This window comes from Mesorhizobium sp. M0772, assembly GCF_040320135.1.
Taxonomy (GTDB): domain Bacteria; phylum Pseudomonadota; class Alphaproteobacteria; order Rhizobiales; family Rhizobiaceae; genus Mesorhizobium.
In genome coordinates this window covers 15,946-39,768 of sequence record NZ_JAMYPB010000030.1, presented here as the reverse complement: position 1 = coordinate 39,768, position 23,823 = coordinate 15,946, and the positions used below count along the sequence as shown (strand labels likewise).

Sequence of the window (23,823 nt, the reverse complement as noted above, 5' to 3'; positions counted from 1 at the left end):
TATGGCCGGGCCGGTTCAGATTACTTTATGCTGCTTACACTGCATGCCAACGATTCCGGAAACTGGCACGGCTGGCCGAGTGCGGTGAAGGCGACGCGCTGCACCTGCATCGTCACCTGGCGGCCGGGGTCCGAAAAGGCGCCCATCCAGTTTTTCAGCGTGTCGCTGCCCCAGAGGCTGAAGAATATCTTCTGCGAGTGGGTCGGCAATTGCTCGGGATTGGTCACTTCCTGGACCAGCTTGCCGTTGACGTACCAGCGCAGCCGGTCCTTTTCCCAGATAAAAGCATAGTCGTTGAAGCCCTTGTCGGCGCCGCCTTCGACCTCGGCCAGCTTCTCGTTTTTGGGTTTGCCGGCGATGTAGCTGTTGACCTGCACCTTGGATGTATCCTTGGTCAGCACCTCGAAGTCGATCTCATACCAGGGCTGTTTGTCGGCAGGGCCGATATAGGTGAAGAAAGCGGCGTTGAGACCGGATCCGGTGTCGGTCTTCATCCGTGCTTCATAGGTCCCATAGCCGAAGCGCTGCTTGGTCTGGATCTCGGCGCAGGCGAACTCGCGGTCCTTCAGTTTGCGCTTTTCGAAGCCGAGCGTCAGCATGTTGTCGGAAACTTTTACCAGGCTTTTCGACCAGGTGCAGTTCTGGTGATTGCCGTTCGACCAGCCGTCGGAGACATACCAGCGCGAACGATCGAAACTCTTGAAATCGTCGACGAAGGACGGTGCGCTTTGCATCTCCGGGGAGGCGTCCTGGGCGCGGGAGGGGTGCGCGGCGCCGAGCAGAGCTGCGGCTGCCGCCAACATAAGCGCACCAACGGATAGAAGACGCGTTGGGAATACAAGACGCATTGGCCGATTTGGCCGCGCGGAAATCATGGCATCGATTGCCGCCATGGGCGTCGTCTTCGGATCTGCGTTCATATCAATTCACCTTTGTGCTGTTCCGCCCCAACCCAAAGTCACCGATTGGCCCACATTGCTAACGGGCCGATCCCGATCCTCCGTCCCCGAACTTTCTCTTCTGTGTCTCGTGTGACCGTGTTCAGCCGAAGCGACCTGCGGGTTTGACATATTCGCCGTGCGAATCAGAATCCTGGCCATCCTCGCCGACGATCGCGTCGAGCGAATGACGCAGTTCCTTCATCCGGCTCGTCTGGCGCACCAGCTCGGCGATGCGCTGTTCGCAGTTCAGGATGGACTTCGTCAACTCGCCGACTTCCGACAGCTTGCTTGCCGACGCCGAGCCGTTCTCCATCGACTCGACCAGGAAGGCCGCGTTGGTGGACTTCGACCGGTAGCGGGCCTCCAGCCCGGTCTTCTCGGCCGCAATCTCGGCCGTGATCTGATCCAACAGCTTTGCCAGACGGTCGAAACGCGCCAGATCGGTCTGCTTGTCGCGCGCTGGGTCCCTGGACCTGAAGCCGAAAATTGAAGCCATCCGGTTGGCCTTCCAAAATTGCTGCACCGCAACATACAGTGCCATCGTCGGGGCGTGTAGGCAACCTCCGAGTTTCAGAAAGGCAATTTTTTCAGCCTTGCGGCCGCCGTCCCGGACCTGGCGGAGCCTACTTTTGCGCCGCCGCGCTGGTACCGGCCATGAGGAAGCGCAAGGGCGGCACCGGCTGCTGCCGCGGGGGCAGACCGGCGTGGCGAAACAACGCATCGAGCTTGTCGGCGGCCACGCCGACAACGATGGGAATGAGATTCGACTGGCTGGCCAGCGCGTAGGCGGCGGCAGCCGCCATGCCGCGCTCGGCCTTCACATCGAGAAAATTGCGCAGCCGGTATTTGTCACGCACATGCCGCTCGTGCTTGCGCAGCAGGGCCTTGGAGACTTCCGGCAGGCTGTCGATCTTGAGCAGTGCCAGATCCGCATCGGCGAGGCGCTTCAGATCCTGTGTCTTGTGGCGCCCGCTCAGCGAATCGGCGCGCACGATCGCGCCATAGCCGCAGGAACGGATGACCTTGAAGCGTGCGCCAAGGGCAAAGGCGCGGGCGTACAGTTCATAATCTTCGCCGAGACGCAGGTTCTCGTCGTAACGCAGCCCATGCCTGTCGAGGAAAGCTCTTGATATCACCGGCTTGAGAAAGCCGAGTTCGCCGCGCTGGACACGCCGTCTGGAGATGTTGCCCTCGATGAACCGCTCGAAGTCGAGGAATTCCGGGTCCGCCGAAAAGGACGGGGCGACGATCTTAGAGACGTCGGTCGCCGTATCGTCACGGATCAGCATGATGTTGTCGGCGGCGAAATCCCAGTCGGTGCTGGCAAACAGCTGGCGAAACCGTCCCTGAAGGAAGAAATCGTCGGCGTCGAGAATGCTGATGAAAGGCGATTTCGACCCGGCAATGGCGGCATTGCGAGCGAAGGACGGGCCGCGATTGACGTCGAGCCGGATGACCGAAAGCCGACCGCTGCCATCGTCGGCAGCGCTGGCCACTTTTGCGGTGTCGTCGGTGGAGGCGTCGTCGACGACAACGACTTCCGCCACCTCCGGCTCGCGCAGCGCCGAGGCGATGGCTGCGGGAATGGTCCGGGCCGCGTTGCGCGCCGCGATGATCACGCAGACCCGGGATTCTGTCATGGACATAGGGTGGCCTTTCGATTGCATAAATTGTCGCGAGGCCCCTCGCCCTCCCGGCGCGCGGCGCCGGCCCCCGATCCATCCCCCGATCCATCCCCAGCGGATCGGGACGGAACGTTATCTGCCTGCTGCAAGACGACCCTCATCGTCACCGGCTTTCCCGCTCGAAAATCCGCCGGCTGAGGTCGGCTGACGCGGCCCAGCCGGCCTCGGTCAGATAGCGGATAGGTTCGCGGCCGCACAATTCCCACAAAACGGTGCGCCGTTGCGGCCATCGGAGCGACGACAGCCACGGCGCGATGACCATGTGGAACAGATCTTCATTGCCGATGCGTGACAGGATCCTGGTGGCCCGATCCGACAGCAGCGTGCCGGCGCCACCAAGCAGCACATCGGCGGCGCGCAGGCCCAGCAGCAGGGTGTCAGCCAGCCCCTGCTCGGCCGCGTAGTCGAGCACAGTCTGCTGCTCGGCCTCGCTCAGCCGACTGGCAGCGGCCCGGATATCGCAGACATAGCCCGCGCATGGCTCGCGGTTGAACAGCGCCTTTGCGACACTGATGCAGGACAGAAGCAAAGTGTCGGAGGCCGAGATGAACGGCACGCTGGAGCCGGCGATCGCAAGCGCGCGCTTGCGGCGCAGGAACCCTTCCGTATCGCGCGGGCTGGGCGATCCCGGCTGCTGGAGCCGGTAATGGAGATCGACGGTGGACAATTTCCGACCCTGGCTGCGAACCATGTGCTGCTCGCCCAGAAAGCGCACCCACCAGACGGAGCGGGACTTGCCGGCGACCTCGTAGCCGATCGAGCGCAGCGCATCACGAGCTCTAAAGAAGCCGGCCGGCGACACCAATATGTCGACATCTCCGGACGGCTTCATGAAATGGTCGCCATAGAGCAGTTGCTGCTGGAGGGGGCCCTTCAGGAAGACGAAATCGATGCTGCTGCCGCGCAGCGCCTTGTCGATGGCCATCGAATCCATGATGCCGGACGAGTTCATCGCAATCGTGCGCCGGCGATAAGTGTCGAGCCACTCGAGCAATCCCGGCGGCGTCTCGCCCGCCGGTGGGCGCGACAGCGCCTTCAGCATGAAGGTGGCGACCTTGTTCAGCCTGGCGATATCGCAAACATCGGCAACGGAGATGGCCGGTGCAGGCGCGGCGCTGGGGCTCGCCCTGGAGGCGAAGAACAGCCGCAGGCAAGCCTGCACATAGGCCACTTCGTCGGCGCAGCCAGCGGCGCGCAACCTTTCGAAGGTCCCTTCCTGCAATGCCATATGCTGCAGCATCTCCGCAAAAAATTCGCCAGGCGCGTTATATTGCAACTGCGAAGCAAAGCATCGCCAAATTCATGCGCCGCGTCCAGTTTTTCCTTTGGCGCAATTTTCCTGCAACCTGAACGTTTCGCAACACAGTCCTACAACGAGATGCAAGGCGCCGCCTGATCGGGGCTTGTGGCGGGTACGTCAGCAACAATTTTTGTGGGAATGCGCCAGCGCCCAAGTGAGGAGCATTCGAAGGAAAATTTAACGTAATTAAATCAGATACTTAGTTGACGGCCTCGGACACTCTGCTGAATTCTCCTGAGATGTGAAATGCAAAGCGCTTTGATCACCATTGAAGGGAGTCGCAACCGAGAATTGATTAACGGCTGGTAAATCAGGCTTGACTCATAAATGCTGCCATGCAGCTATTGCGGTGCAGCAATAGCTCGCTGCCGGCAATCGACAGGCCGCTTCCAGTCCACAAGTGGAGAGTAAATTGGAACAGAATGTTGAAAAGCATGAGTACGAAACCCCTAGCCTGACGGTCCACGGCTCGATCGAGACCATCACGCAAGGCGGTAGCGGTACTACGGCACTCGACGCCTCGTTTCCGGCACATACGCCGGTCGGCGAACTCACCTTCTCCTGAGTATTCTCTCGTTGGGGTGACAAAGTCCGGACTCTGCAAACAGAGCGCACTAAGGAGAGTCGGGGGTCAAACCCCGGCTCTCGCGTCTTTGTCCGGAATTGCCGAAGCGTTGGTTGTGAGCGAGGTTTAGGAATGGACTGGAACCCCACGGACCATGATCGGATGAGCGCGAGCAAGGATGCCGTGGCCTGCAAATTCGGCAACGGCCTAGCGCTGCTCGATATGAGGTCCAACATCTATTACAGCCTGAACGGCGTCGGCGCCTATATCTGGGAGCTGATCCAGGAGCCGCGGCCGATTTCCGAAATCCGCAGCGCCGTGCTGGATCGCTACAATGTCGATCCGGAACGCTGCAAGGCCGATGTCGATGGATTGTTGAAGGGCTTGGCGGACGCCGGGCTTGCGAGGCTCCATGATGAGGAACTTGTCTAGAGCTTTCTCACTGAGCGGGCCGGAGATGCTCTTTCTCGCCCACTGCCTTGCGGTGGTCGTGTCGGTGCGGCTGGGGCTGACGCTGCTTTCCTACAACAAAGTGCGCCGCATGGTGACCCGGCTCGACGCGCGCGAACCAGCCGACATCGGCGATCTCAGGCGTGTCGCCTGGGGCGTGGCTGCGGCTGCCCGCCTGGTGCCTGGCGCAAGCTGTCTGACCCAAGCGCTTTCCGGCCAATATTTGCTTGCCCGCCAGGGCAACGCCTCAAAAATCCGCATCGGCATCGAGCGCGATACCGGCACCGAGTTGAAGGCGCATGCCTGGCTGGTCAGCGGCGACCATATCGTGCTCGGCGGCTCGCTTGGCAGGTTTAACCATCTCGTCGACCACGGCCAGTGAGCGATGAGCGGCGTCGCCGGAATTCTGCTGAGGCAGGAAGGCAGGCAGGCCGCCGCGGCCGACATCCAGCGCATGCTTGCCCGCATGCAGCATCGCGCGCCTGACGGCAGTTCGTGGTGGATCGACGAGGGCGTCGTTCTTGGCCACGCCTGGCTCAACACCACCGATGAAGCCGGCCCCGGCCCGCTGACCATGGCCGGCGGCAAGCTCGCAATCACCGCGGATTGCCGGCTGGACAACCGCGACGAACTCTTGGCCAGGCTCGGCATCCGGAACAATTCGGTTGCCGACGCCGTGCTTGTGATGAGCGCCTATCTGCGCTGGGGCGAAGCCTGCCCCGAGCATCTGCAAGGCGACTTCGCCTTTGCCATCTGGGATGGCGAGCGCCGGCAGCTGTTTTGCGTGCGCGACCATTTCGGCGTCAAACCGTTCTACTATCATTCGAGCGACCGGCGCTTCGTCTTTGCCTCGGAGATCGGGCCGATCCTCGATGCCGGCGGCGTCGACATGCGCATCAGCGAACACCAGATTTCGGGATTCCTGGCCGGGCTGCCCGACGATCCGCAGTCGACAGCCTATGCCGATATCTTCCGCCTGCCGGCGCGCCACAGTCTGACAGTGACCGGCAACCAGGTGGTGCTGCGCCGCTACTGGCAGATCGAACCCTCGCCAAGGCCGATGCGATCGGACACGGCCGAGGAATTCCGGCATCTGTTCTCGCAATCGGTCCGCAACCGCATGCGCGGCACGCCTGCGGTCGGTGCTATGCTGAGCGGAGGCCTCGATTCCTCCTCGATCGCCTGCGTGGCGGGCCTGCAGAATGCCGCCCAGCAAAGATCGAGGCTGCCGACCTTCTCGCTGGTGTTCGAAAAGGGCTCGCCGATGGATGAGCGTCCGTTCATCGAGGCGGTGCTGGGCCAGCAGAAGGTCGACGGCACTTTGATTTCGGTCGGCAATTATGCCCCCTTCGCCGAATTCGACCGCATCCTGGAGGAGCAGGAAGAAACGTTTCTTGCGCCCGGCCTGTCGCTGACCCGCGACATCTACAGGACCGCCGGCGGCAAGGGCATGAAGGTTCTGCTCGACGGCCATGGAGGCGACGAGGTGGTTTCGCAGGGCCACGGCCATCTGCACGAACTCGCCTATGCCGGCAAATGGATGGAGCTGTGGCGCGAGCTGCGCAGCGCCTCCAACACCTATGGCGATGGCATGCTCGGCCTCTACTACCAGTTCCTTACCCTTTACGGGCCGGCCTGGCGCATCGCGAGAATCAAGCGGTTCGCGAACCGCGTGCTTGGCAAATTGCGGCGCCATCCCACTGGGCGGCCGGCGACGAGCTGGCGCGCCCTGATCAATCCGGACCTGGCGATGCGTACCGACCTCGTCGAACGGTTCCGCAGGGCCGGCTATATGCCGCCCGCGGTCAGCGCCAGCGAGACCTTGACCCATCGCTGGCTGCTGTCGAACGGCATGGTGCCGCACGCCTTCGAGGTACTCGACAAGGCGGCGGCGAATTTCGGCGTCGAGCCGCGCTACCCCTTCTGGGACAAGCCTCTGGTCGAGTTCTGCCTGGCACTGCCCGGCGCGGAAAAGCTGAACCAGGGCTTTGGCCGCTCGGTGTTGCGCCGTGCCATGGAAGGAATTTTGCCCCCGGCGGTGCAGTGGCGGCGCGACAAGATCGATTTCACCTCCAATTTGGTCAAAGGCATGCTGGGCAACCACCGCGATCTCCTGGACAAGGTGCTGGTGAAAGATGCGGCGCGGATTGCCCCTTACGTCAACCTGCCTGAGGTGACCGCCGCCTATGGCCGCATTTCCAGCCAACCCGAGGCCGCGACCTTGCCCGATGTCCAGTATGTATGGCGTTCGATTTCGCTATCGTTGTGGCTGCGGCAGGTGCAACAGCGCGGGAGCCACTGATGATGCCGGCCAACATGCCTCTTGCCGCTGATGACCGCCATGCAATTGCTGCTCGCGCACAGCACTTGTACAAAGCCTATGGGCTGACGATCGCTTCGCAGGTCGAACTGCCTGAGCTAGAGCCGAGCGAACCAGCTTGCGTCGATGTGCTGATCACGGTCGGCCCGATCGACCTGCCAAAACCCTCGCCCGAGACCGGAACCGCTTTCCGTTTCGAGCCGCGGCAGCAATATTTGGCATGGCAGACGGTCGGCGCCTTCCTGATCACCGATGCCTGCCGGATCGAGGTGGAGCCGGCGCCCGATGTCGACGATGCGCTGCTGGCGTTTCCGCTGCTCGGTCCGGTCATGGCACTGCTCCTGCACCAGCGCGGCCTGCTCATCCTGCACGCCAGCGCCATTGCGGTCGGCGGCAAGAGCGCTGTCTTCATGGGCGACAAGGGCGCCGGCAAATCGACGACGGCGAGCGCGATGATCCGTGCCGGGCATCGATTGCTGACCGACGATGTCGTGGCGCTCGATCTCACGGACCGGCCGATGATCGTTCCGGGTTTTCCGCAGTTGAAGCTCGCCGCCGATGCCGCCGCCGCGTTTCCCATCCGCCAGGCAGAAATACGCCCGCAGGTGCATGCGGCGATCGACAAGATGCAGCATCGCCTGCACGCCGGATTTGCGGCAGACGCGGTGCCGGCGACCCGGATCTATATCCTCGAGCGCGGCGATAAGGCAGCGATCACGCCGCTGCCAGGCATCGGCGCCCTGCCGGCCATCATCAAATTTTCCTATGTGACGCGTTTCGGCCGTCCAGCCCTGGTCGGCGATTTTGCCACGACACATCTTCGCCAATGCGCGGCCCTGGCCAGCCAGATCGGCGTCTGTCGCCTCGAAGTGCCCACCGGGCTCGACCGTATCGGCGAAGCCGTCGCCCTGATCGAAAACGATCTGGCGGCCGACAAAGGGCCGCGGTGACTGACATGTCCGCATCGCAGATCCTGCGCTTTTCGTTTTACCGCGATGTCGCCGGTTTCGGCGCCGCCATGGCCCGGATCGGCGGGCGCAGGACCTTCACGGCATTGCTGTTCCTGATCCTGGGAAGCCTGACCGAAGGCATCTCGATCCTGCTTCTGGTGCCGCTGCTGCATCTGGTCGGGCGACCCGAGCAGAATTTCGCGGTCAGGTTGCCTGACCGCGACTGGGTGCGCTGGCTGGCTCCGGACGGAACGCTGCAATTGACCACGGTGCTTTGCCTGCTGGTCGGGCTTGTCGCGCTGCAGGCAGCGTTCAACCGCTATAAATCCGTCTACATGGCGCGACTGCTGCTCGACTTCATCAATCGCCTGCGCATGAACCTGTTCGAGAGCATCGGCAAGGCGCGGTGGGGGATATTCGCGCGCATGCGCAGCTCCGATCTCGACCATGCGCTGACCGGCGATATCGACCGCGTGCAGTCGGCGGCGTTCTCGCTGCTGATGCTGGTGCAGATCGCCGTGCTTCTGGCGGGTTATCTCGTTGTCTCGCTGTTCATTTCGCCAGTGATGACGGCGTTTGCCACTGTCGTCGGCATCGTCACCTTCCTGGCACTGCAGCCGTTTCGGGCACGAGCCAGCGCCTTCGGCCGGGTCTTGACCAGCAATCGCCAGGAGCAGTACCGAACGGTCTCGGAGTTCCTCGGCGGCATCAAGGTGGCCAAGAGCCTGAATGTCGAGGCGACCTATTACGCGCAGCTTCGCGCGACGCTGGAGAAGATGAAGGCCGACAACATCAACTATGTGCGCAACAGCACCATCGGCACCGCGCTGTTCCAGGTCGCCAGCGTCATTGGTCTGAGCCTGTTCATCTATGTCGCCCTGGTCCGCTTCAACCTCTCACTGGCCGAGATCGTAGTCTTGCTTCTGGTGTTCATGCGCATCGCGCCGCGTTTCATGGACATGCAGATGCAGGCGCAGCAGGTGCTGATCAATCTGCCGGCCTATGCCTCGATGCGCGACATGCAGGCGCGTTTCGATGCCGAAAGCGAGCCGGCAAACCTCGAATCGGATGCCAAGCTGTCGCTCGATGTCGGGCTCAACATCCGCAACGTCTCCTTTGCCTATGAGGCCGGCGGCAAGCCGGTGGTGAGCGATGTGACGTTTGGCCTTCCCGCCGGCAAGGTAACGGCGCTGATCGGTCCGTCAGGCTCGGGCAAGAGCACGCTTGCCGACATGCTGCTTGGCCTGCTCGAACCGAGCGAGGGCAAAATCCTGGCCGATGGCGTCGAGATCGGCGCCGCCAACCGCCGGCGCTGGCGCGACCAGGTGGCGTATGTGCCGCAAGACGTGTTCCTGCTGCACGATACGATCGCCGCCAATCTGCGCCTTGCCGCGCCGCAAGCCAGTGACGCGGAGCTGTGGACTGCACTGCGCGCTGCGCATGGCGCCGACTTCGTCGAGCGGCTGGAGTTGCGGCTCGACACGGTGGTCGGCGACCGCGGCGTCCGGCTCTCGGGCGGCGAACGCCAGCGCATCGCGCTGGCGCGCGCGCTGCTGCGCAAACCTTCGCTGCTCATTCTCGACGAGGCGACCAGCGCGCTCGACTGGCAGAACCAGTCCCTGATCGCCAAATCGATCGACGGCTTGCGCGGATCGATGACGATCCTGACCATTGCGCACAGACCATCGATGATCGCCTTCGCCGACTGGGTGGTTGCAGTCGAAAATGGACGAATCGTCGAAGTCGGGCAATATCAGAGGTTGAAAGCGAAGGCCGGCAGCCGCCTGTCGAAAATGCTTTCAGGCGAGCAATCGGAACCCGAGCCGGCCGAAGCAGGCTGAGTCCGGCTGCAAGATGATCCGAGGCCGACCTTGCGGCTTCAGTTTGTTCAATGCACGCTGCGCCTCGCCGAAAGCTTCTCGCCTTCAACCGCCTTGTCGGCGCCGAGGCTTCTTTCGGCGTCACGAGCCCTGTCGGCCGATGTCGGCGCGCTCCTGGCGATCATCACATACACCAGCAGGAAATAACCGATTTGGATGAGGACAGCGCAGCCGATGACGCGAAGCACCGTTGTGGTGACCGTCGCGCCGTCGACATAGGACCACGCGACCACGATCGCGAGGGCGAAAACCATTCCAATGACGAATTTTGGTAATGACATGTTCGGCGGCCCGTCAACCGGCCCGAGCATGCAAAAGCGATGACTTACCCACCCGAGTATCTCCCCATTCGCCATGCGAGCTTATTTAGCTGCTCTTTTTGGCCGGTTGCTTCCGGCCTTCCCAACCCATCCAGACTCTATCAGGAATAATTTGCGACTCTATTAAGGCGCGAAACTGACGGCAAGGGCAACCTGCAATAATTTTCGGCTTGGCGGCGGCTTGGACTCCGCCATGCTGCGATGCACATGCAGGGGTGGTGACCTAACTCGTCATGCGCTTTATACTACAGTAGAATCTACAATGTTGATTAGTATTTTACTTGATTAATTTAGCAAAGCCAGTGATTCGAAAATCAGTTAAAGCCGTTCCCTCTGCAGCAAAGGACGATTTGCCCAAAACCCGCCGAAAAAAGGCATTACATTTCCTACGGTTGCTAATTATTCGTCACAAACCCGCCATAAAGGGCAAAATTTGGGCAAGGAGGGTTTATTATTTAGTCAATTCCTGACGTGACTATTTCAGCCATATGGGAAATTGTGTGTTGCGCTGCAGCATTTTTTTGGTATCGTGGCATAAACCATCCGTTCAACGTATGGAGCTTTTGCATGAGGGACGTTGCCAAGTCGGCCAATGCGGCATTTTCGCATGTCGGCGTAGATTTTCCGCCACCCATCGGCGGGCTGCTGAAGCGCAGTTTCGATATTTTCGGTTCACTTGTCGGCCTGGTGGCGCTTAGCCCGCTGTTCCTGATGGTGGCCCTTCTGGTCAAGCTTTCCGACGGCGGCTCGATCTTCTACGGCCACAAGCGCATCGGACGCGGTGGGCGGATTTTCCCCTGCCTCAAGTTCCGCACCATGGTCGAAGACGGCGAACGTGTGCTGGCCGCCTATCTCGCGGCCAATCCGGAAGCCAACGCCGAATGGATCGCGACCCGCAAGCTGAAGAACGATCCGCGCGTCACCCGCGTCGGCGCCGTTCTGCGCAAGCTCAGCCTCGACGAGCTGCCGCAGATCATCAACATCCTGCAGGGCGATATGAGCCTTGTCGGGCCTCGCCCGGTGGTGCGTGACGAGCTTGAGATCTACGGCAGCGCCGCGGTCTATTATTTGAAGTCGCGGCCGGGCCTGACCGGGCTCTGGCAGGTCAGCGGACGCAACGATGTCTCCTATGACAGCCGCGTCGCGTTCGACCGTCACTATGTCGAGAACTGGTCGCTGTTCGAAGACGTTCGCATCATCCTCAAGACCGTGCCTGCGGTGTGGATGTCGCGCGGTTCCTACTGACCGACCGCAACTGGTCAGCAATCGGGCCGGTACGGCCCGAAGCCAATCCGGTCCAAAGCTATTCGGCGATGGGCCGGTCTCGCATTGCAGCCATAGTATTCTGCCAGGTTCCGAAGGAGGCACTCGGCAGCAGGCCTATCGGGCGGATGGGGCCAAAACGGATCGGAAACGTTCAGTTGAAAACAGACATATCAGCGTATTTTCGCCTTGCCGGCCCGATGCGGCCGGCACGGCTCGTCGCCACGTGCCTCGCTCTGTCGCTCGCGGTTCCGGCCATGGCCGACGAGTACCGGCTCGGCTCGCAGGACAAGCTCAACATCCGCGTCGCCGAGTGGCAGACGGTGGAAGGCACGTTCCGTGACTGGTCGGCGGTAAACGGCGAATATTCGGTCGGTCCAGCCGGCAATTTGTCGGTGCCGTTCGTCGGCGAACTGCCGGCCGCCGGCAAGACCACGTCGGATGTTGCGGCCGCGATCAGCGTCGCCCTGCAGCGCAAGCTTGCCTTGTCGGACAAGCCGGAAGCCTCGGTGGAAATGGTGCAGTTCCGGCCGTTCTACATCTCGGGCGAGATCCAGACGCCTGGCCAGTTTCCCTATGTGCCGGAGCTGACCGTGCTCAAGGCGATCAGCATCGCCGGCGGCATCCGGCGCAACGCCGATTTCGGCACCCAGCTCGGCAAGGATCTGATCACCGCCAAGGGCAATTTCGACATTTATGACGACCAGCGCGTGCGGTTGATCGTCAAGCGTGCCCGCATCGATGCCGATCTCGCCGGCAAGGAGAGTTTCGAGGCGCCTAAGGAAGTCGAGGGCGACCCGCGCCTGGCGACAATCGTCGCCGACGAAATGCAGATCCTGATCTCCGACCAGAAAGCGTTGAAGCTGAAGCTGCAGGCGCTTGACGATCTGAAAGGGGTCCTGCAGTCCGAAATCGAGGCGCTGCAGAAAAAGATCGTCAACCAGCAAAAGCAGGTCGACCTGGCGCAGCAGCAGGCGGACAGTATCGGTCCGCTGGCGCAAAAGGGCCTGGTCGCCAACGCACGCCTGCTTTCCTCGCAACAGTCGGTCACCGATCTGCAGGGCAAGATCCTGGACTATGAGACGGCGATCCTCACCGCCAAGCAGTCGGTCAGCAAGGCGACGCAGGATGCCATCGATGCCCAGAACACGTTGAACTCGAGACTTGCCGCCGACCGGCAGCAGGTCGAAGCAGACCTCAACGAAGCCGCACTCAGGGTCAACATGCAACAGGGCCTGATGGCCCAGGCATCGGACCCGGCCACGACCGCCGCCATAACAAACAACAATGAAGAGCCGGCGCTCATCTATTCGCTGGTGCGCGTGACCGACGGCAAGACCAGCGAGATCGACGCCAAGGAAGATACGCCGGTGCTGCCGGGCGACGTCATCAAGGTGAAGCTGGCGCCGACGGCCAGTCAGTAGGCTGTGGGACTACGTCGCGATCCAGCGCTTTCTATCCATCCAGAGCAAAGAATTCCAATCTCCGTCAGGCCCGCCTGGCGGAGATTTTGCTATGTGCGATTTTAGGCCGCGAACCGATACGGCGCGCTGCTTTGAAGGAATTCACGCGGATGTCGCTGCTCCAAAGCCGCTATGCAGTTTTGGGTGACACGCATGGGCTTGCTTGATCGGCGGCCGGACGGCCGGCATGCCCGGGCCAGGCTGGTTCGCCCCTTGCCGCCTCCGCCGGCTCGAAGGCCGGCGACCAGCGCGTGCGGGTGACCGGCAGCCGCGCCAGCTTGAAGTAGCTGAAATACATCAGGAACGAGCCCATGATGTAAGGGTTGAGGATCTCGACCTCGACGAAGGAGCGGATGAGCAGCAGCACCATCACGCCGAAGAGCACCACCGATTCGGCCTGCCATGCCTTGAAGATCACCGTCGAAACGTGACCATAAAGCGTGCGCAGCAAGATCAGCGACACCATTATCGCGCCGGTGAAGCCGAGCTCGACAAGCGCCTCGACATAGGTGTTGTGGAAATGGAAGCCGGTGCGAGTGGTGATGTAGAATTCGTTCCACAGCCGCTCGGCTTCGGCAAAGCCCTGCACCCAATAGGCGGCATAACCGACGCCGAGGATCGGCGAGCGCTGCGCAGCGTTCCAGCCCTGCTCCCAAAGATATGTCCGCCCGGTGAGTGTCGAATCCTTACCAAAGAGGCCAAGCACGAAGTCCATGAGCCCGAGATTGAGCGCAACAACGGCCACCACGACGACCAGACCAGCGCCGACCACGAAGATCACCCGGCGATAGCGCCGCGACAAAAGCTTGGTCATAGCAAGAAGCGCAATCAGCGCCAGGACCGCCGGTATCGAGGCCATCGAGGTGGCGGAATGCGAGACCACCAGCACAAAGGCCGACAACAGCACCACAGGCACCGTTAGTATGAAGCTCAGCCGACCACGCCGCAGGAAAGTAAGAAAAACGACGGAGAAATAGATGCCAAGCGAGCCGACGAAGCCGACCTGGTTCTTGGAGGCGAAGGCGCCGACGAAGTTGTAGGTGCCGTCAAGCACGTCCTCGGAATAAGCCCCGACCTTGAGCGAATAGAGCAGGACGAAGAATATCCCGATCAGGGCGCCGAGCGTCAGGGTGCGTACGCTGACGGTGCGCGCCGCGACATAGGCGCAGGCAATGTGGGAAAAGTACTGGACCGCGGTTCTGGCGGTGATGCCGGGCGCCTGCGACCAGAAGACGGAGAAGCAGACATAGGCCGCGAACAGCAACGGCAGCCAGGCGCTAGACAACTGCCGCAGGAAGCGCCGGTAGTCGACGAGGATAAGCGGAAGCCAGACGGCGTAGTAGGCCAGGATCAGCACCTGGCCGAAAATGACGGAATAGGAGAACGCCCAGACCGATACGGCCACTGCAAAGGCGCCATAGACCGAGTTCTTCTCGGGGTCGACCAGCAGGGCCTTTGGAATTTTCATCTCAGAGTCCCGGCGACGCGGCCCAAGGTCGGCAAGCCAGACCGGCCGCAAGCCAGCCGGCATGTCCGCAAACAGGGGCGTGCAATAAACGGCATCTCCATTGTGCAGTGCAATATAACCTATCGCACGCCATGCTCAATGGCAAATCCGGTCACCTTGTCTTACATCGGAGCCGTTCACCGTTTTGCGGGAACGACGAACTGCTCTAACCCTTTGTTTTGATGCAATTCCTGTTGGAACCCGTTCACACTTTTCGTGGAATTGCTCCAGCGAACAGGGAGAGGTCAGCCGGTAGCCCACCCAGCACGGCAGCTCTGATCAGGCGAGGAGAACACACTACCACAGCGCCCCGCCGGTGATCTGGATGTTTTCCATGGTGATGCCCTTGGCCAGATCCGAACACAGGAACACGGCTAGAGCCGCGATTTCCTGCGGCTGCAGCATGCGCTGCTGGGGATTGCCCTTGGCGATCTCGGCCATCGCTTCCTCGGCGGTTCTGCCCTTGCCCTCACGCTCGACGACCTGCGCCACGTTGCGGCGCATCAGTTCGGTCTCGACCCAGGTCGGGCTGATCATGACGCAGGTGACACCGTGCGCGGCGCCTTCCAGCGCCACGCAGCGGGTAAGGCCGAGCAGCCCGGCCTTCGAGGCGCAGTAGGCCGGGTTGTCCTTCCAGCCGACGGAAGCCGCCGTCGAGCCGATGTTGACGATACGGCCCCAGCCGCGCTCGATCATGCCGGGCAGCACAGCTCGGGTGACGCGGAACGCTCCGCTGAGATTGGTGTCGACGATCTTGTCCCACAGCGCGTCGGAATGGCCGCAGACCGGCTGTTCTGCGGTGGTGCCCGCGGCATTGACCAGTATGTCGGCCGGGCCGATGGCGGCCTGCGCGTCGGCTGCAAACCGGTTGGTCACCTCGCTGTCGCGGACATCGAGATGGGCGGCACAAACCCTGGTGCCGTGTGCCGACAGGGCCAACCGCACGCGCTCGAGTTCATCGGCGCCGGGATAGTAGGCGGCGTCGGATCTGTCGGCGCCGGCGGGCGCGATGTAGGAGCCGACGGCGACATTGGCGCCGGCTTGCGCCAGGGCCGTAGCAATGGCGAAACCCATGCCGGAAAACCCGCCGGTGACGATGGCGCTGCGGCCGGAAAGGTCTGTCATGGTGGGCAGTCTCCGATGCGACGTACGATGCGTTTATTCATAGTCCGTCGCCGGCTAGGAGCGCTACCTTGCCGGCAACGCGGCCGTAACATCGAGTTTCGCTAAAGCGGTTTGCCCAGCCACTCGCGGTAGAAGCCTTCGAGATCGGGTTCGAAATCATGCACGATCGGATAGCCGGGTGCTGCCGCCTCGACCTCGTGCATGGTGCCGCATTGCGGGCAGATGAATTCGCGGATTTCCATCCATTGCGGATCGGGGATATCGCTGTTGGGATAGATCTCGCGCAGCGCTGCCTCGGTGTTGCGCACGTTGATCGCGGCCTTGAGCTTCCAGTTCTTGCGGTAGTCGCCGAAGGAGTGGCCGCATTCGCAACGGGTGATGCGCTCGTCGCCGCTCTGGCAGATGAACAGGTGATCCGAGACCGGCAGCAGGATCGGGTCCTTCCAGGTGACACGGTCCTGATAGACGGCGAGCATCTTGAAGAAGCGGTCGTCGTCCTTGTAGGCGCTCATGATGCGCTTTGTCTGAGGCCAGGGGAGCTTGCCGGCTGAGAGATCGCCGAGGACTTCCTTGCTGTACGAGGTCATGGCTTTGCTCCCGGCATGAAGATCGATCTGGCGTCGACGGTCCAGAAATCGCTGAAATCCCTGGTGAAGCGCGACGACAGCTTGATCGCGCTGGCATACATTTTCTTCACCTCGGGCGCGAAGTCGGCCTTCTCGACACGGCCGTGTTCGGCAGCGATCCAGTCGGAAACCGGGATCGCCTTGGCCAGACGCTCTCTGCGCATGGCGGCACGACGTTCGACGGTGGCGTCGATATCGGCAACCGGATAACCCTCGGCGTCGTCCTTCAGCACGATGCCGAAAATCTGGATCGCCGCCTGGCGGGTGAGAAAACCGTTCTCGACATCCCAGGCGGTCTTGACCGGATCGCGCTCCAGCACGTCACCGTAACCGCCGCCACCATTGTAGGAATGGCTGAAGATGTCCCCCGACTTGTGCGGCGAGGTGATGTAGGGGCCTTCGACCACGGCATGGTCGCCGCCGATGTTCTTCTCGTAGTCGGAGACATGCGGATCGATACCTGGGGCATGCGCGAGCGGTTCGCCTTTTGCCGCCAGTTCATGGATGTTGGAATTGCGTACCGCGCGATGCTTCTGGCAGGTCGGCGCGGGATAGCCGCCACACATGCCGCCATTGTCGAATACCCGCGAGGAGTGTTCCGAGGTGTGCAGTCGCAGGTGCGAGGTCTTGTTGATCAGCCAGGTCGAGACGAAGGAACAGCCGCCGCGATATTTGCCGGCGCCCCCTGAATTGGGGACGATCGAGCGGCCGATATAGACCATCGGCATCGATTGTTCCCAGACCTCGATGTTGCCCATGTCGGATTCCGGATTCCAGCCGACATAGGCGGTGTCGAGGCCATCGGCGATGGCCAGCGCGCCGGAGCCGGCGGCGGCGCATTCGAAATGCGCCATGCCGAACGGCGTACCGTACTGGCTTTCGCCGCCCATCTCGATCATCGGGCTGTTGACCTGGCCAACGAAGGCCTCCTCGACGAAGCCGCGCGCGACGAAGCCGCGCGACAAAAGGCGCTGGAACACGCCATAGGCCGGCAGCAGCAGCGCCCAGGATGTGGCGGTCGCCACCATCTCATTGTCGGGGTTGGTCCAGGTGCCGTGCGGCAGCTTCAGCTCGGTCGCCATCCAGGCGCCGTCATTGACCAGGCCCTCGAAATTCATGTGCTGGGTCAAGGTGACGAACATGCCGCCATCCATGCCGGCCGGCGTGCAGTTCATCGAATGGTAGCCCCAGGGTTGCGTGCCCTCGAAGTCCATGGTGATCTTGCCGTCGGTGGTGATCTCCATCTCGATCGGGATGTTGTAGAGCCAGTCGGGATCGCCAAGCAGCTGGAAGCCGGGCTTGCCCGCCGTGACATGGCCGTAGAAGGTGTGGCCACGATAAATGCCGGGCACGGTGAGCTGGCGGGTGCGGGCGAGCTGGGCGCGACGGCCCTCCTCGATGAACTCCTTCGACACCTTCATCCAGTAGTCGAGGCCGATCTCGGAGATCAGCTGCTTGACGCTTTCGCGCATGTCGATGCAGGAGGCGACCTTGGCCTTCTCGTCGAGCACCCAGTAGATCGGCATGCGTAGATTGCGCTCGCAGCGGATGACGTAGTCGCGGCGGATCTCGTCATTCTCGCCGATCTTCTCGGCGCAGACGAACAGGCCTTCGGTGAAGCGCTCCTGCGCCAAGCAGACGTCGCCGCCGGGCGTGATGCCGCCGGCTTCGAGCTCGTGGCAGACCGCACCGGCCCAGCCGACCAGCGTGCCTTGATGGAAGATCGGCACCACGTCCATGACGTCGGGCACCTGCACGGTGCCGATGAAGGCATCGTTGTTGGCAAAGATGTCGCCTTCGCGGATCTTCGGGTTTTCCTCGTAATCGTTCTTGATCATCCATTTGATGAAGCGGCTCATCGTGTGGACGTGGACCATGATGCCGTTGGACAGCGCGATCGCATCGCCCTCGGGCGTATAGATCGCCACCACCATTTCGCCGACTTCGCGCACGCCGGGCGAGGCCGAGATGCGGCGGGCCATTTCGCGGGCCGAGACGCAATAGGCGCGCAGCTTGGTGTGCAGCGTCTCGAATTTCAGCGGGTCCTGGTTGCGTAGCGTGAGCTCGGTGATGCCGTCATAGCAGCCGGTCTCTTCCATCAGCCGTTCTGAATCGAGCAGCCGTTCGCGAAGGCGCAGGGCCGAGGCAGGTCTGTCCAACATGGCGGTGCCCTTTCAAGAATGGGTGTAATGCAGCAGCGTCCACTCATCGACGTGGACACGGTCCTGCGGATGAACAACGAGCGTGGTGGCGGGATGTTCGATGATGGCCGGACCGATCACCTCATGGCCGGGCTGCAGTAGGTCCATCTCGTAGAGATTGGCCTTGTGCCAGCGTCCCCCGATATAGGCCTCGCGCACGCCCTTGTGCGCTGCTGCCGGAGCCGACTTGCCGAGCGGGCGCTTCAAGAGCACCGGCTTGACCTTGTCGGCGGTGGCGATCAATCCGAGCTCGGTGATGGTGAAGCCGGCTTCGCCATAGCGCGAAACGCGATGGTTGACCTTGGCGTAGACCGCCTCGAACTCGTCGATGACCCTACGCATGTCGTCAGCCGAATTGACCTCGGCAAGCGGTGCCATGACCTCGACATCCTCGAGCTGGCCGGTGTAGCGCATCATCAGGAACGGCACGGTCTTGATCTTGTCTCTGATATGGCCGTCGCTGATCATCTCGTCGACCGCCGCCTTGGTGAGATCATTCCAGACGTCGGTGACCTTCTTGCCGAAAGCGAGCAGCTCGTCATCGCTTGCGCGGGCGCCGATGTCGTGCTGCGTCGAGACCGAATGCCGACGCATGAAATCGGCGGTGGTGCAGCCGAAGGCCGAGAAGGCGGCGGCAAACTGGAAGGTGATGATGTCCTTGAAGCCGATGCCCCTTGAGCAGCCGGCCAGATGCAGCGGACCCGAGCCGCCATAGGACAGCAGCGTGAATTCCGAGGGATGGATGCCCTGGCCGGAGATGACCCGGCGCAGCGCGTTGTTGGCATCGGCTTCCAGCATGTCGATCATGCCTTCGGCAGCCTCCTCGACACCGACGCCAAGGATGCTGGAGCATTTTTCCTCAAACGCTTTGCGCGCCTTCTCGACCTGCAAGACGACCTTGCCGCCGAGGAAATAATACGGGTTGAGGCGGCCTAGTATGGCGTCGCAATCGGCGATGGTGGGTTCAGTGCCGCCCTTGGCGAAGCAGATGGGGCCGGGGTCGGAACCGGCGCTTTCCGGCCCGAGCGAGACTTTCTTGGTCAGCGGGTCGACCTTGAGGATCATGCCGGCGCCGGCGCCGATCGTGTCGAGATGCAGCGTCGGCACGTTGAGCTTGAAACGGTCCATCAGCGGCTCGTTCTCGATCCGCGTCTGGCCGCGCGAAATGACGCCCATGTCGAAGGAGGTGCCGCCCATGTCCGAGCAGATCAGGGAGTCGTTGCCGATGAGCTTGCCGACATAGGCCGCGCCGAGAATACCGCCGATCGGGCCGGAAATCATGGTTTCGTGCAGGCGCGGATGGTTGATCGAGGTCAGGCCGCCAAAGGACAGCAGCGTCTGCACGCCGTATTTGAAGCCATATTTTTTCGAAACGTCCTCGATACCCCTAAGCTGCTTGCGGCCGCGCGACGTCGCGTAGGCTTCGATCAGCACCGAGTTCAGCCGCGACTGTTCGCGGATGACCGGGCGGACCTCGTGGCTGGTGTAGACGAGGATGTCGGCGCCGGCTTTCAGCACCTCCTCGCGGCAGATCTCGGCGATGCGCTTTTCGTGCACCGGATTGACGTGCGAGAAGATGGTCATGATGCAGATCGCTTCGACCTTGCCGGTAATCAGCTTTTTGGCCGCAGCCGAGACCTCATGCTCGTAGAGCGGCAGCACGATGTCGCCGAACTGGTCGATGCGCTCGGTGACGCCATGGGTGCGACGGCGCGGCACCAGCGGATCGGGATGGTGGTGGGTCACCGCATGCAGCCGGTCGGCATAGGAATAGTCGGCCCAGGCCTGCAGGCCGCGACCCATCAGGATCATGTCTTCCAGACCCTTGGTGGTGATCAGGCCCAGCCGGCGCCCGGTGCGCGACAACAGTGTGTTGAGCATGCCGGTGCCGGAATAGAGCACGACGTTGACGCCGGAGAACAGCTGCTCCAGCGAGATGCCCCAGGCGTCGGCCGCGTCTTCGGCCGATGCGAGGAAGCCTTCGGCCTCGTTCTTCGGCGTGGTTGCCGACTTGCCGATCTTGAAGTGGCCGTCCTGGTCGACAAGGATCGTGTCGGTCATGGTGCCGCCGGCGTCGATGCCGATGACGATTGGATTGCCGACGATGGGACTGGTGAGGTTGGGTTGTGTCACGGTCGCCTCGGGATTGCTCTAGGATGCTCAAGCTAGATTCCTTGGGCGGCCTTGCGCCATGTGCCAAAAGACACAATGACCGCCGGACCGGGATCGCTGAGAAAAGGGCATGCGCATGGGCAATATCTGGGGGCCGCTCGCCAGGGCGATTGCCGCCACCGGTACGGACAGGCATGTCGACTGCCTGATCGACCTGATCGGCGCGGACATCGAGCACGATCTCGTCACCGTGACCCGATATTCGGCGACGAAGACGCCGGAATTCATCAAGCACCGGCGCTTCTCCGACGAGATGGTCCGGCGCTATCTCGACAATTACTACGTCTTCGACCCGTTCTATGCCTCGTGGCGGCGTGAGCAGAGGCTGGGCATCCTGCCGCTGAAGCGGCTTGCCGACGACGAGGCCAAGCGCGGCCAGTACATAGCGGGCTTCCTGGCGCAGTCGGAAATCTGCGACGAGGTCGGCATCATGCTGGCCGATGGCGGCGACTGGTGCCTCGGCATCTTCCTCGACCGCTCGACCTCCACCTTCAAGGAGAGCGAGATCGCCCTGCTGGACGAGCGGCTGCCGGTGTTCGAGGCGCTGCATGCACTCGACATTGAGGCGCGGGGGACGGAATTCTCCCGCACATCGGCGCCGACCGGCCCCGGCGCCTCGCCCCGGCAAGAGCCGACTATTCCTGCGAGCCTGTGGCCGGAGCTTTCCTTGCGCGAGCGCGAACTGGTGCAGCTGATCCTCGCGGGTCACCCGACCGCCAACATCGCCGAGCGGCTCGGCATCACCGTCGGCACGGTGAAGAACCACCGCCGCCGCATCTATGAGAAGCTCGACATCACCACCGAAAGAGAACTGTTTTTACAGTTCTTCCAGCACCGCGCGGACGGCTAGGTATCGCCCTCAGTCGTGCAACTGCCTGGAAATCGGCGGGCCGACCGTAAAGCCCGAAAAGGTGACTTCGAAACCCTCGCGCTGCGGCGAGCAGCACATCATGCCGACATCGACGGATTTCGAGACCGGGAAATAGGCCAGCCGCACCGGCTTCCAGTGACTATCGGTGGAGTCCAGATACTGGACGCGGATCGCCTCGGCGTGGCGGGTCAGGCGGATGCGGACGCCGTCGGGGCCGGCCGCGATGGCTACAAGGGACCAATCGGAGGTGTCGTTGGTGACGACGACAGAGAAATACGCCAGCCCGTCGGTGTATTCGATGCCGGCCTTCATCCAGTGCGTTTCGCTCAGCCGCAGCATCAGCCCGGCCTGGTCGTAGAGCACCTTGTAGTCGCCCTTGACGGTGACTTCGGCGCTGAAGTCACCCTCGACCGGCCGATACAGGAAATGGCCATTGTCACGCCAGAAGCCGTAAAAGGTTTCGCGCCAGAAGTCGGTTTCCCCGCCGGTGCGCACATGCACGATGCCATTACCGAAAGCATGGTGCGGCGGCGGGTTGAGCCAGGTCAGTTCCTCTTTCGCCGCTGTCATCGGTTCACCCGTCGATTAGCCGGCAAAGGTGTAGGCTGTCTTCACCGTAGTGTAGAACTCCGCGGCATAGCGGCCCTGCTCGCGCGGGCCGTAGCTCGAGCCCTTGCGGCCACCGAACGGGACGTGGAAATCGACGCCGGCGGTCGGCAGATTGACCATCACCATGCCGGCCTCGGAATTGCGCCGGAAATGCGTGGCATGCTTGAGGCTAGAGGTGCAGATGCCGGAGGTCAGGCCGAAGGGGGTGTCATTGGCAACCGCAAGCGCCTCGTCATAGTCCTTGACGCGAATGACGTTGGCGACCGGCCCGAAGATTTCTTCCCGCGAAATGCGCATGGCGTTGGTGCTCTCGGTGAACAGCGCCGGCCTGAGATAGAAGCCGGGTGTTTCGCGGTCCAGCCGCTCGCCGCCGAAGGCGAGGTTGGCGCCTTCCTGGCTGCCGATGGCGATATAGTCCTCGTCCTGCTTCAGCTGGCTCGCATCGACGACGGGCCCGATCTGGGTCTTGGCATCGAGCGCATCGCCGATGACGAGCTTTTCCAGGCGCTCCTTGAGCGCGGCAACGAAGCGGTCGTGAATGCCTTCGGTCACCACCAGGCGCGACGATGCCGTGCAGCGCTGGCCGGTCGAGAAATAGGCGCCGTTGATGGCGCACTCGACAGCCGTGGCGAGGTCGGCGTCGTCGAGCACAACCATCGGGTTCTTGCCGCCCATTTCGAGCTGGAACTTGCGCATGTGCTCGACGCTTGCCGCGGCGACGCGTTTGCCGGTGCCGACCGAGCCGGTGAAGGTGATGGCGTTGAGGTCGGGGCTGTCGAGCATGGCCTGGCCGACCACCGAGCCCTTGCCCATGACCAGGTTGAGCACGCCTTTCGGCAGGCCGGCGCGGTGCAGGATGTCGACAATGGTCCAGGCGCTTTCGGGGACGAGTTCGGCCGGCTTGAAGACGATGGTGTTGCCATGCGTGAGTGCCGGCGCGATTTTCCAGGTGGGAATGGCGATGGGGAAATTCCACGGCGTGATGATGCCGACGACGCCGACGGCTTCGCGGGTGATCTCGACGCCGACGCCCGGGCGAACGCTGGGCACCAATTCACCCGACAGGCGCAGCGTCTCGCCGGCGAAGAAGTCGAAGATCTGGGCGGCGCGGATGGTCTCGCCAATGCCCTCGGCCAGCGTCTTGCCCTCCTCGCGCGACAGCGCGCGCCCGATCTCGTCCTTGCGCGCCATGATCTCGTCCGACGCCTTTTTCAGCCCGGGGTGGCGCACCAGCGGCGCCGAACGCGACCAGGCCGGGAAGGCGGCTTTGGCCGCCGCGATGGCCTGCTTTGCCTGCTCGGCGCCGGCCGAGGCATATTCGCCAACGACATCGCCCGTGTTCGAGGGATTGATGTTGCGCGAGCCGGCCTCGCCCACCCACTCGCCATCGATCAGATTTTTACGAAAGAGGCTCATGTCGCGGTTTCCTTGTATTGGTTCGCTGGGGGTGCCGTATGCCTGAATCATTTATCAGACAAATGACGACACTGTGAGGGCTGAAATCTGGCTGCGGACTGGATAGCCGATGGCGCGCGGCTATGAAAGCCGCGGCCTCAAGATGGACAATATGAAGCG

At 62.3% G+C, this 23,823-nt stretch carries 21 protein-coding genes; 9 read left to right on the top strand and 12 right to left on the bottom strand.

Features of this window, described 5'->3' with window-relative positions; genetic code table 11:
• Positions 1–20 precede the first annotated feature (20 nt).
• The 4 genes from exoK to NKI06_RS19610 form a co-directional block, all read right to left on the bottom strand.
• Positions 21–920 (bottom strand): endo-1,3-1,4-beta-glycanase ExoK, encoded by a 900-nt coding sequence (gene exoK, locus NKI06_RS19625; RefSeq protein WP_352986769.1) that lies wholly within the window; start codon positions 918–920, stop codon positions 21–23.
• A 121-nt stretch (positions 921–1,041) separates the two neighbouring features.
• Positions 1,042–1,437, bottom strand: coding sequence for a cytochrome P450 family protein (locus NKI06_RS19620; RefSeq protein ID WP_352986767.1), 396 nt, complete (start codon positions 1,435–1,437; stop codon positions 1,042–1,044).
• Between the two features lie 127 nt (positions 1,438–1,564).
• On the bottom strand, positions 1,565–2,587 hold the full coding sequence (locus NKI06_RS19615; protein ID WP_352986765.1) for a glycosyltransferase family 2 protein: 1,023 nt from the start codon (positions 2,585–2,587) through the stop codon (positions 1,565–1,567).
• Between the two features lie 142 nt (positions 2,588–2,729).
• Positions 2,730–3,854 carry a nucleotidyltransferase family protein gene (locus NKI06_RS19610; protein ID WP_352986763.1) on the bottom strand — a complete coding sequence of 375 codons (1,125 nt, stop codon included), beginning with the start codon at positions 3,852–3,854 and terminating at the stop codon, positions 2,730–2,732.
• Between the two features lie 484 nt (positions 3,855–4,338).
• Between NKI06_RS19610 and NKI06_RS19605 the strand changes: the two genes are divergently transcribed.
• From NKI06_RS19605 to NKI06_RS19580, 6 genes are all read left to right on the top strand, one after another.
• Positions 4,339–4,491, top strand: a complete 153-nt coding sequence (locus tag NKI06_RS19605) for a lasso RiPP family leader peptide-containing protein (protein ID WP_023684233.1) — start codon at positions 4,339–4,341, stop codon at positions 4,489–4,491.
• A gap of 162 nt (positions 4,492–4,653) precedes the next feature.
• Positions 4,654–4,923, top strand: coding sequence for a PqqD family protein (locus tag NKI06_RS19600; RefSeq protein WP_352986761.1), 270 nt, complete (start codon positions 4,654–4,656; stop codon positions 4,921–4,923).
• A 25-nt stretch (positions 4,924–4,948) separates the two neighbouring features.
• Complete coding sequence (locus tag NKI06_RS19595) at positions 4,949–5,323, top strand: lasso peptide biosynthesis B2 protein (RefSeq protein WP_245263585.1); 375 nt, start codon at positions 4,949–4,951, stop codon at positions 5,321–5,323.
• Positions 5,324–5,326: 3 nt separating this feature from the next.
• Positions 5,327–7,243, top strand: coding sequence for a lasso peptide isopeptide bond-forming cyclase (locus NKI06_RS19590; RefSeq protein ID WP_352986759.1), 1,917 nt, complete (start codon positions 5,327–5,329; stop codon positions 7,241–7,243).
• A complete protein-coding gene (locus NKI06_RS19585) occupies positions 7,243–8,211 on the top strand; it encodes a phosphoenolpyruvate carboxykinase (ATP) (protein WP_352459278.1) in 969 nt (322 codons plus the stop codon). The genes NKI06_RS19590 and NKI06_RS19585 overlap by 1 nt, the downstream gene beginning before the upstream one ends.
• Before the next feature lie 5 nt (positions 8,212–8,216).
• Positions 8,217–10,052 (top strand): ABC transporter ATP-binding protein, encoded by a 1,836-nt coding sequence (locus NKI06_RS19580; protein ID WP_352986757.1) that lies wholly within the window; start codon positions 8,217–8,219, stop codon positions 10,050–10,052.
• A gap of 47 nt (positions 10,053–10,099) precedes the next feature.
• Here NKI06_RS19580 and NKI06_RS19575 read toward each other — a convergent pair whose 3' ends face one another.
• Positions 10,100–10,372 (bottom strand): exopolysaccharide production repressor protein, encoded by a 273-nt coding sequence (locus NKI06_RS19575; protein WP_023668815.1) that lies wholly within the window; start codon positions 10,370–10,372, stop codon positions 10,100–10,102.
• Between the two features lie 606 nt (positions 10,373–10,978).
• Between NKI06_RS19575 and NKI06_RS19570 the strand changes: the two genes are divergently transcribed.
• Entirely contained in the window at positions 10,979–11,656 is a 678-nt protein-coding gene (locus NKI06_RS19570) for a sugar transferase (protein ID WP_023668816.1), read from the top strand.
• Between the two features lie 218 nt (positions 11,657–11,874).
• Positions 11,875–13,098, top strand: coding sequence for a polysaccharide biosynthesis/export family protein (locus NKI06_RS19565; RefSeq protein ID WP_032903882.1), 1,224 nt, complete (start codon positions 11,875–11,877; stop codon positions 13,096–13,098).
• A gap of 169 nt (positions 13,099–13,267) precedes the next feature.
• On the opposite strand, the gene NKI06_RS19560 is transcribed toward NKI06_RS19565, so the two are convergent.
• The 5 genes from NKI06_RS19560 to NKI06_RS19540 all read right to left on the bottom strand — a co-directional run bounded on the left by NKI06_RS19560 (position 13,268) and on the right by NKI06_RS19540 (position 20,729).
• The gene (locus NKI06_RS19560; RefSeq protein ID WP_023684240.1) at positions 13,268–14,605 is read right to left on the bottom strand and encodes an O-antigen ligase family protein; all 1,338 of its coding nucleotides are present in this window, start codon (positions 14,603–14,605) and stop codon (positions 13,268–13,270) included.
• A 336-nt stretch (positions 14,606–14,941) separates the two neighbouring features.
• Positions 14,942–15,769 carry an SDR family NAD(P)-dependent oxidoreductase gene (locus NKI06_RS19555; RefSeq protein WP_023684241.1) on the bottom strand — a complete coding sequence of 276 codons (828 nt, stop codon included), beginning with the start codon at positions 15,767–15,769 and terminating at the stop codon, positions 14,942–14,944.
• A gap of 101 nt (positions 15,770–15,870) precedes the next feature.
• The gene (locus tag NKI06_RS19550) at positions 15,871–16,356 is read right to left on the bottom strand and encodes an acetone carboxylase subunit gamma (protein WP_023729650.1); all 486 of its coding nucleotides are present in this window, start codon (positions 16,354–16,356) and stop codon (positions 15,871–15,873) included.
• Positions 16,353–18,557, bottom strand: coding sequence for a hydantoinase B/oxoprolinase family protein (locus NKI06_RS19545; RefSeq protein WP_352986755.1), 2,205 nt, complete (start codon positions 18,555–18,557; stop codon positions 16,353–16,355). The genes NKI06_RS19550 and NKI06_RS19545 overlap by 4 nt, the downstream gene beginning before the upstream one ends.
• Before the next feature lie 12 nt (positions 18,558–18,569).
• A complete protein-coding gene (locus NKI06_RS19540) occupies positions 18,570–20,729 on the bottom strand; it encodes a hydantoinase/oxoprolinase family protein (RefSeq protein WP_352986753.1) in 2,160 nt (719 codons plus the stop codon).
• A gap of 109 nt (positions 20,730–20,838) precedes the next feature.
• Here NKI06_RS19540 and NKI06_RS19535 point away from each other — a divergent pair, with 109 nt between their 5' ends.
• Positions 20,839–21,618 carry a helix-turn-helix transcriptional regulator gene (locus NKI06_RS19535; RefSeq protein WP_352986751.1) on the top strand — a complete coding sequence of 260 codons (780 nt, stop codon included), beginning with the start codon at positions 20,839–20,841 and terminating at the stop codon, positions 21,616–21,618.
• Between the two features lie 9 nt (positions 21,619–21,627).
• Here the strand turns inward: NKI06_RS19535 and NKI06_RS19530 are convergent, their stop codons facing one another.
• Together NKI06_RS19530 and NKI06_RS19525 are read right to left on the bottom strand one after the other, a co-directional pair.
• Positions 21,628–22,209 (bottom strand): DUF1349 domain-containing protein, encoded by a 582-nt coding sequence (locus NKI06_RS19530; RefSeq protein WP_352986749.1) that lies wholly within the window; start codon positions 22,207–22,209, stop codon positions 21,628–21,630.
• Positions 22,210–22,224: 15 nt separating this feature from the next.
• A complete protein-coding gene (locus tag NKI06_RS19525) occupies positions 22,225–23,664 on the bottom strand; it encodes an aldehyde dehydrogenase family protein (RefSeq protein ID WP_352986748.1) in 1,440 nt (479 codons plus the stop codon).
• Positions 23,665–23,823: the final 159 nt, after the last annotated feature.

Coding starts and splice junctions, on each gene's coding strand:
- exoK (WP_352986769.1), bottom strand. CDS start 920: ATGAACGCAGATCCGAAGACGACGCCCATGGCGGCAATCGATGCCATG.
- NKI06_RS19620 (WP_352986767.1), bottom strand. CDS start 1,437: ATGGCTTCAATTTTCGGCTTCAGGTCCAGGGACCCAGCGCGCGACAAG.
- NKI06_RS19615 (WP_352986765.1), bottom strand. CDS start 2,587: ATGTCCATGACAGAATCCCGGGTCTGCGTGATCATCGCGGCGCGCAAC.
- NKI06_RS19610 (WP_352986763.1), bottom strand. CDS start 3,854: ATGGCATTGCAGGAAGGGACCTTCGAAAGGTTGCGCGCCGCTGGCTGC.
- NKI06_RS19600 (WP_352986761.1), top strand. CDS start 4,654: ATGAGCGCGAGCAAGGATGCCGTGGCCTGCAAATTCGGCAACGGCCTA.
- NKI06_RS19595 (WP_245263585.1), top strand. CDS start 4,949: ATGCTCTTTCTCGCCCACTGCCTTGCGGTGGTCGTGTCGGTGCGGCTG.
- NKI06_RS19590 (WP_352986759.1), top strand. CDS start 5,327: ATGAGCGGCGTCGCCGGAATTCTGCTGAGGCAGGAAGGCAGGCAGGCC.
- NKI06_RS19585 (WP_352459278.1), top strand. CDS start 7,243: ATGATGCCGGCCAACATGCCTCTTGCCGCTGATGACCGCCATGCAATT.
- NKI06_RS19580 (WP_352986757.1), top strand. CDS start 8,217: ATGTCCGCATCGCAGATCCTGCGCTTTTCGTTTTACCGCGATGTCGCC.
- NKI06_RS19575 (WP_023668815.1), bottom strand. CDS start 10,372: ATGTCATTACCAAAATTCGTCATTGGAATGGTTTTCGCCCTCGCGATC.
- NKI06_RS19570 (WP_023668816.1), top strand. CDS start 10,979: ATGAGGGACGTTGCCAAGTCGGCCAATGCGGCATTTTCGCATGTCGGC.
- NKI06_RS19565 (WP_032903882.1), top strand. CDS start 11,875: ATGCGGCCGGCACGGCTCGTCGCCACGTGCCTCGCTCTGTCGCTCGCG.
- NKI06_RS19560 (WP_023684240.1), bottom strand. CDS start 14,605: ATGAAAATTCCAAAGGCCCTGCTGGTCGACCCCGAGAAGAACTCGGTC.
- NKI06_RS19555 (WP_023684241.1), bottom strand. CDS start 15,769: ATGACAGACCTTTCCGGCCGCAGCGCCATCGTCACCGGCGGGTTTTCC.
- NKI06_RS19550 (WP_023729650.1), bottom strand. CDS start 16,356: ATGACCTCGTACAGCAAGGAAGTCCTCGGCGATCTCTCAGCCGGCAAG.
- NKI06_RS19545 (WP_352986755.1), bottom strand. CDS start 18,557: ATGTTGGACAGACCTGCCTCGGCCCTGCGCCTTCGCGAACGGCTGCTC.
- NKI06_RS19535 (WP_352986751.1), top strand. CDS start 20,839: ATGCGCATGGGCAATATCTGGGGGCCGCTCGCCAGGGCGATTGCCGCC.
- NKI06_RS19530 (WP_352986749.1), bottom strand. CDS start 22,209: ATGACAGCGGCGAAAGAGGAACTGACCTGGCTCAACCCGCCGCCGCAC.
- NKI06_RS19525 (WP_352986748.1), bottom strand. CDS start 23,664: ATGAGCCTCTTTCGTAAAAATCTGATCGATGGCGAGTGGGTGGGCGAG.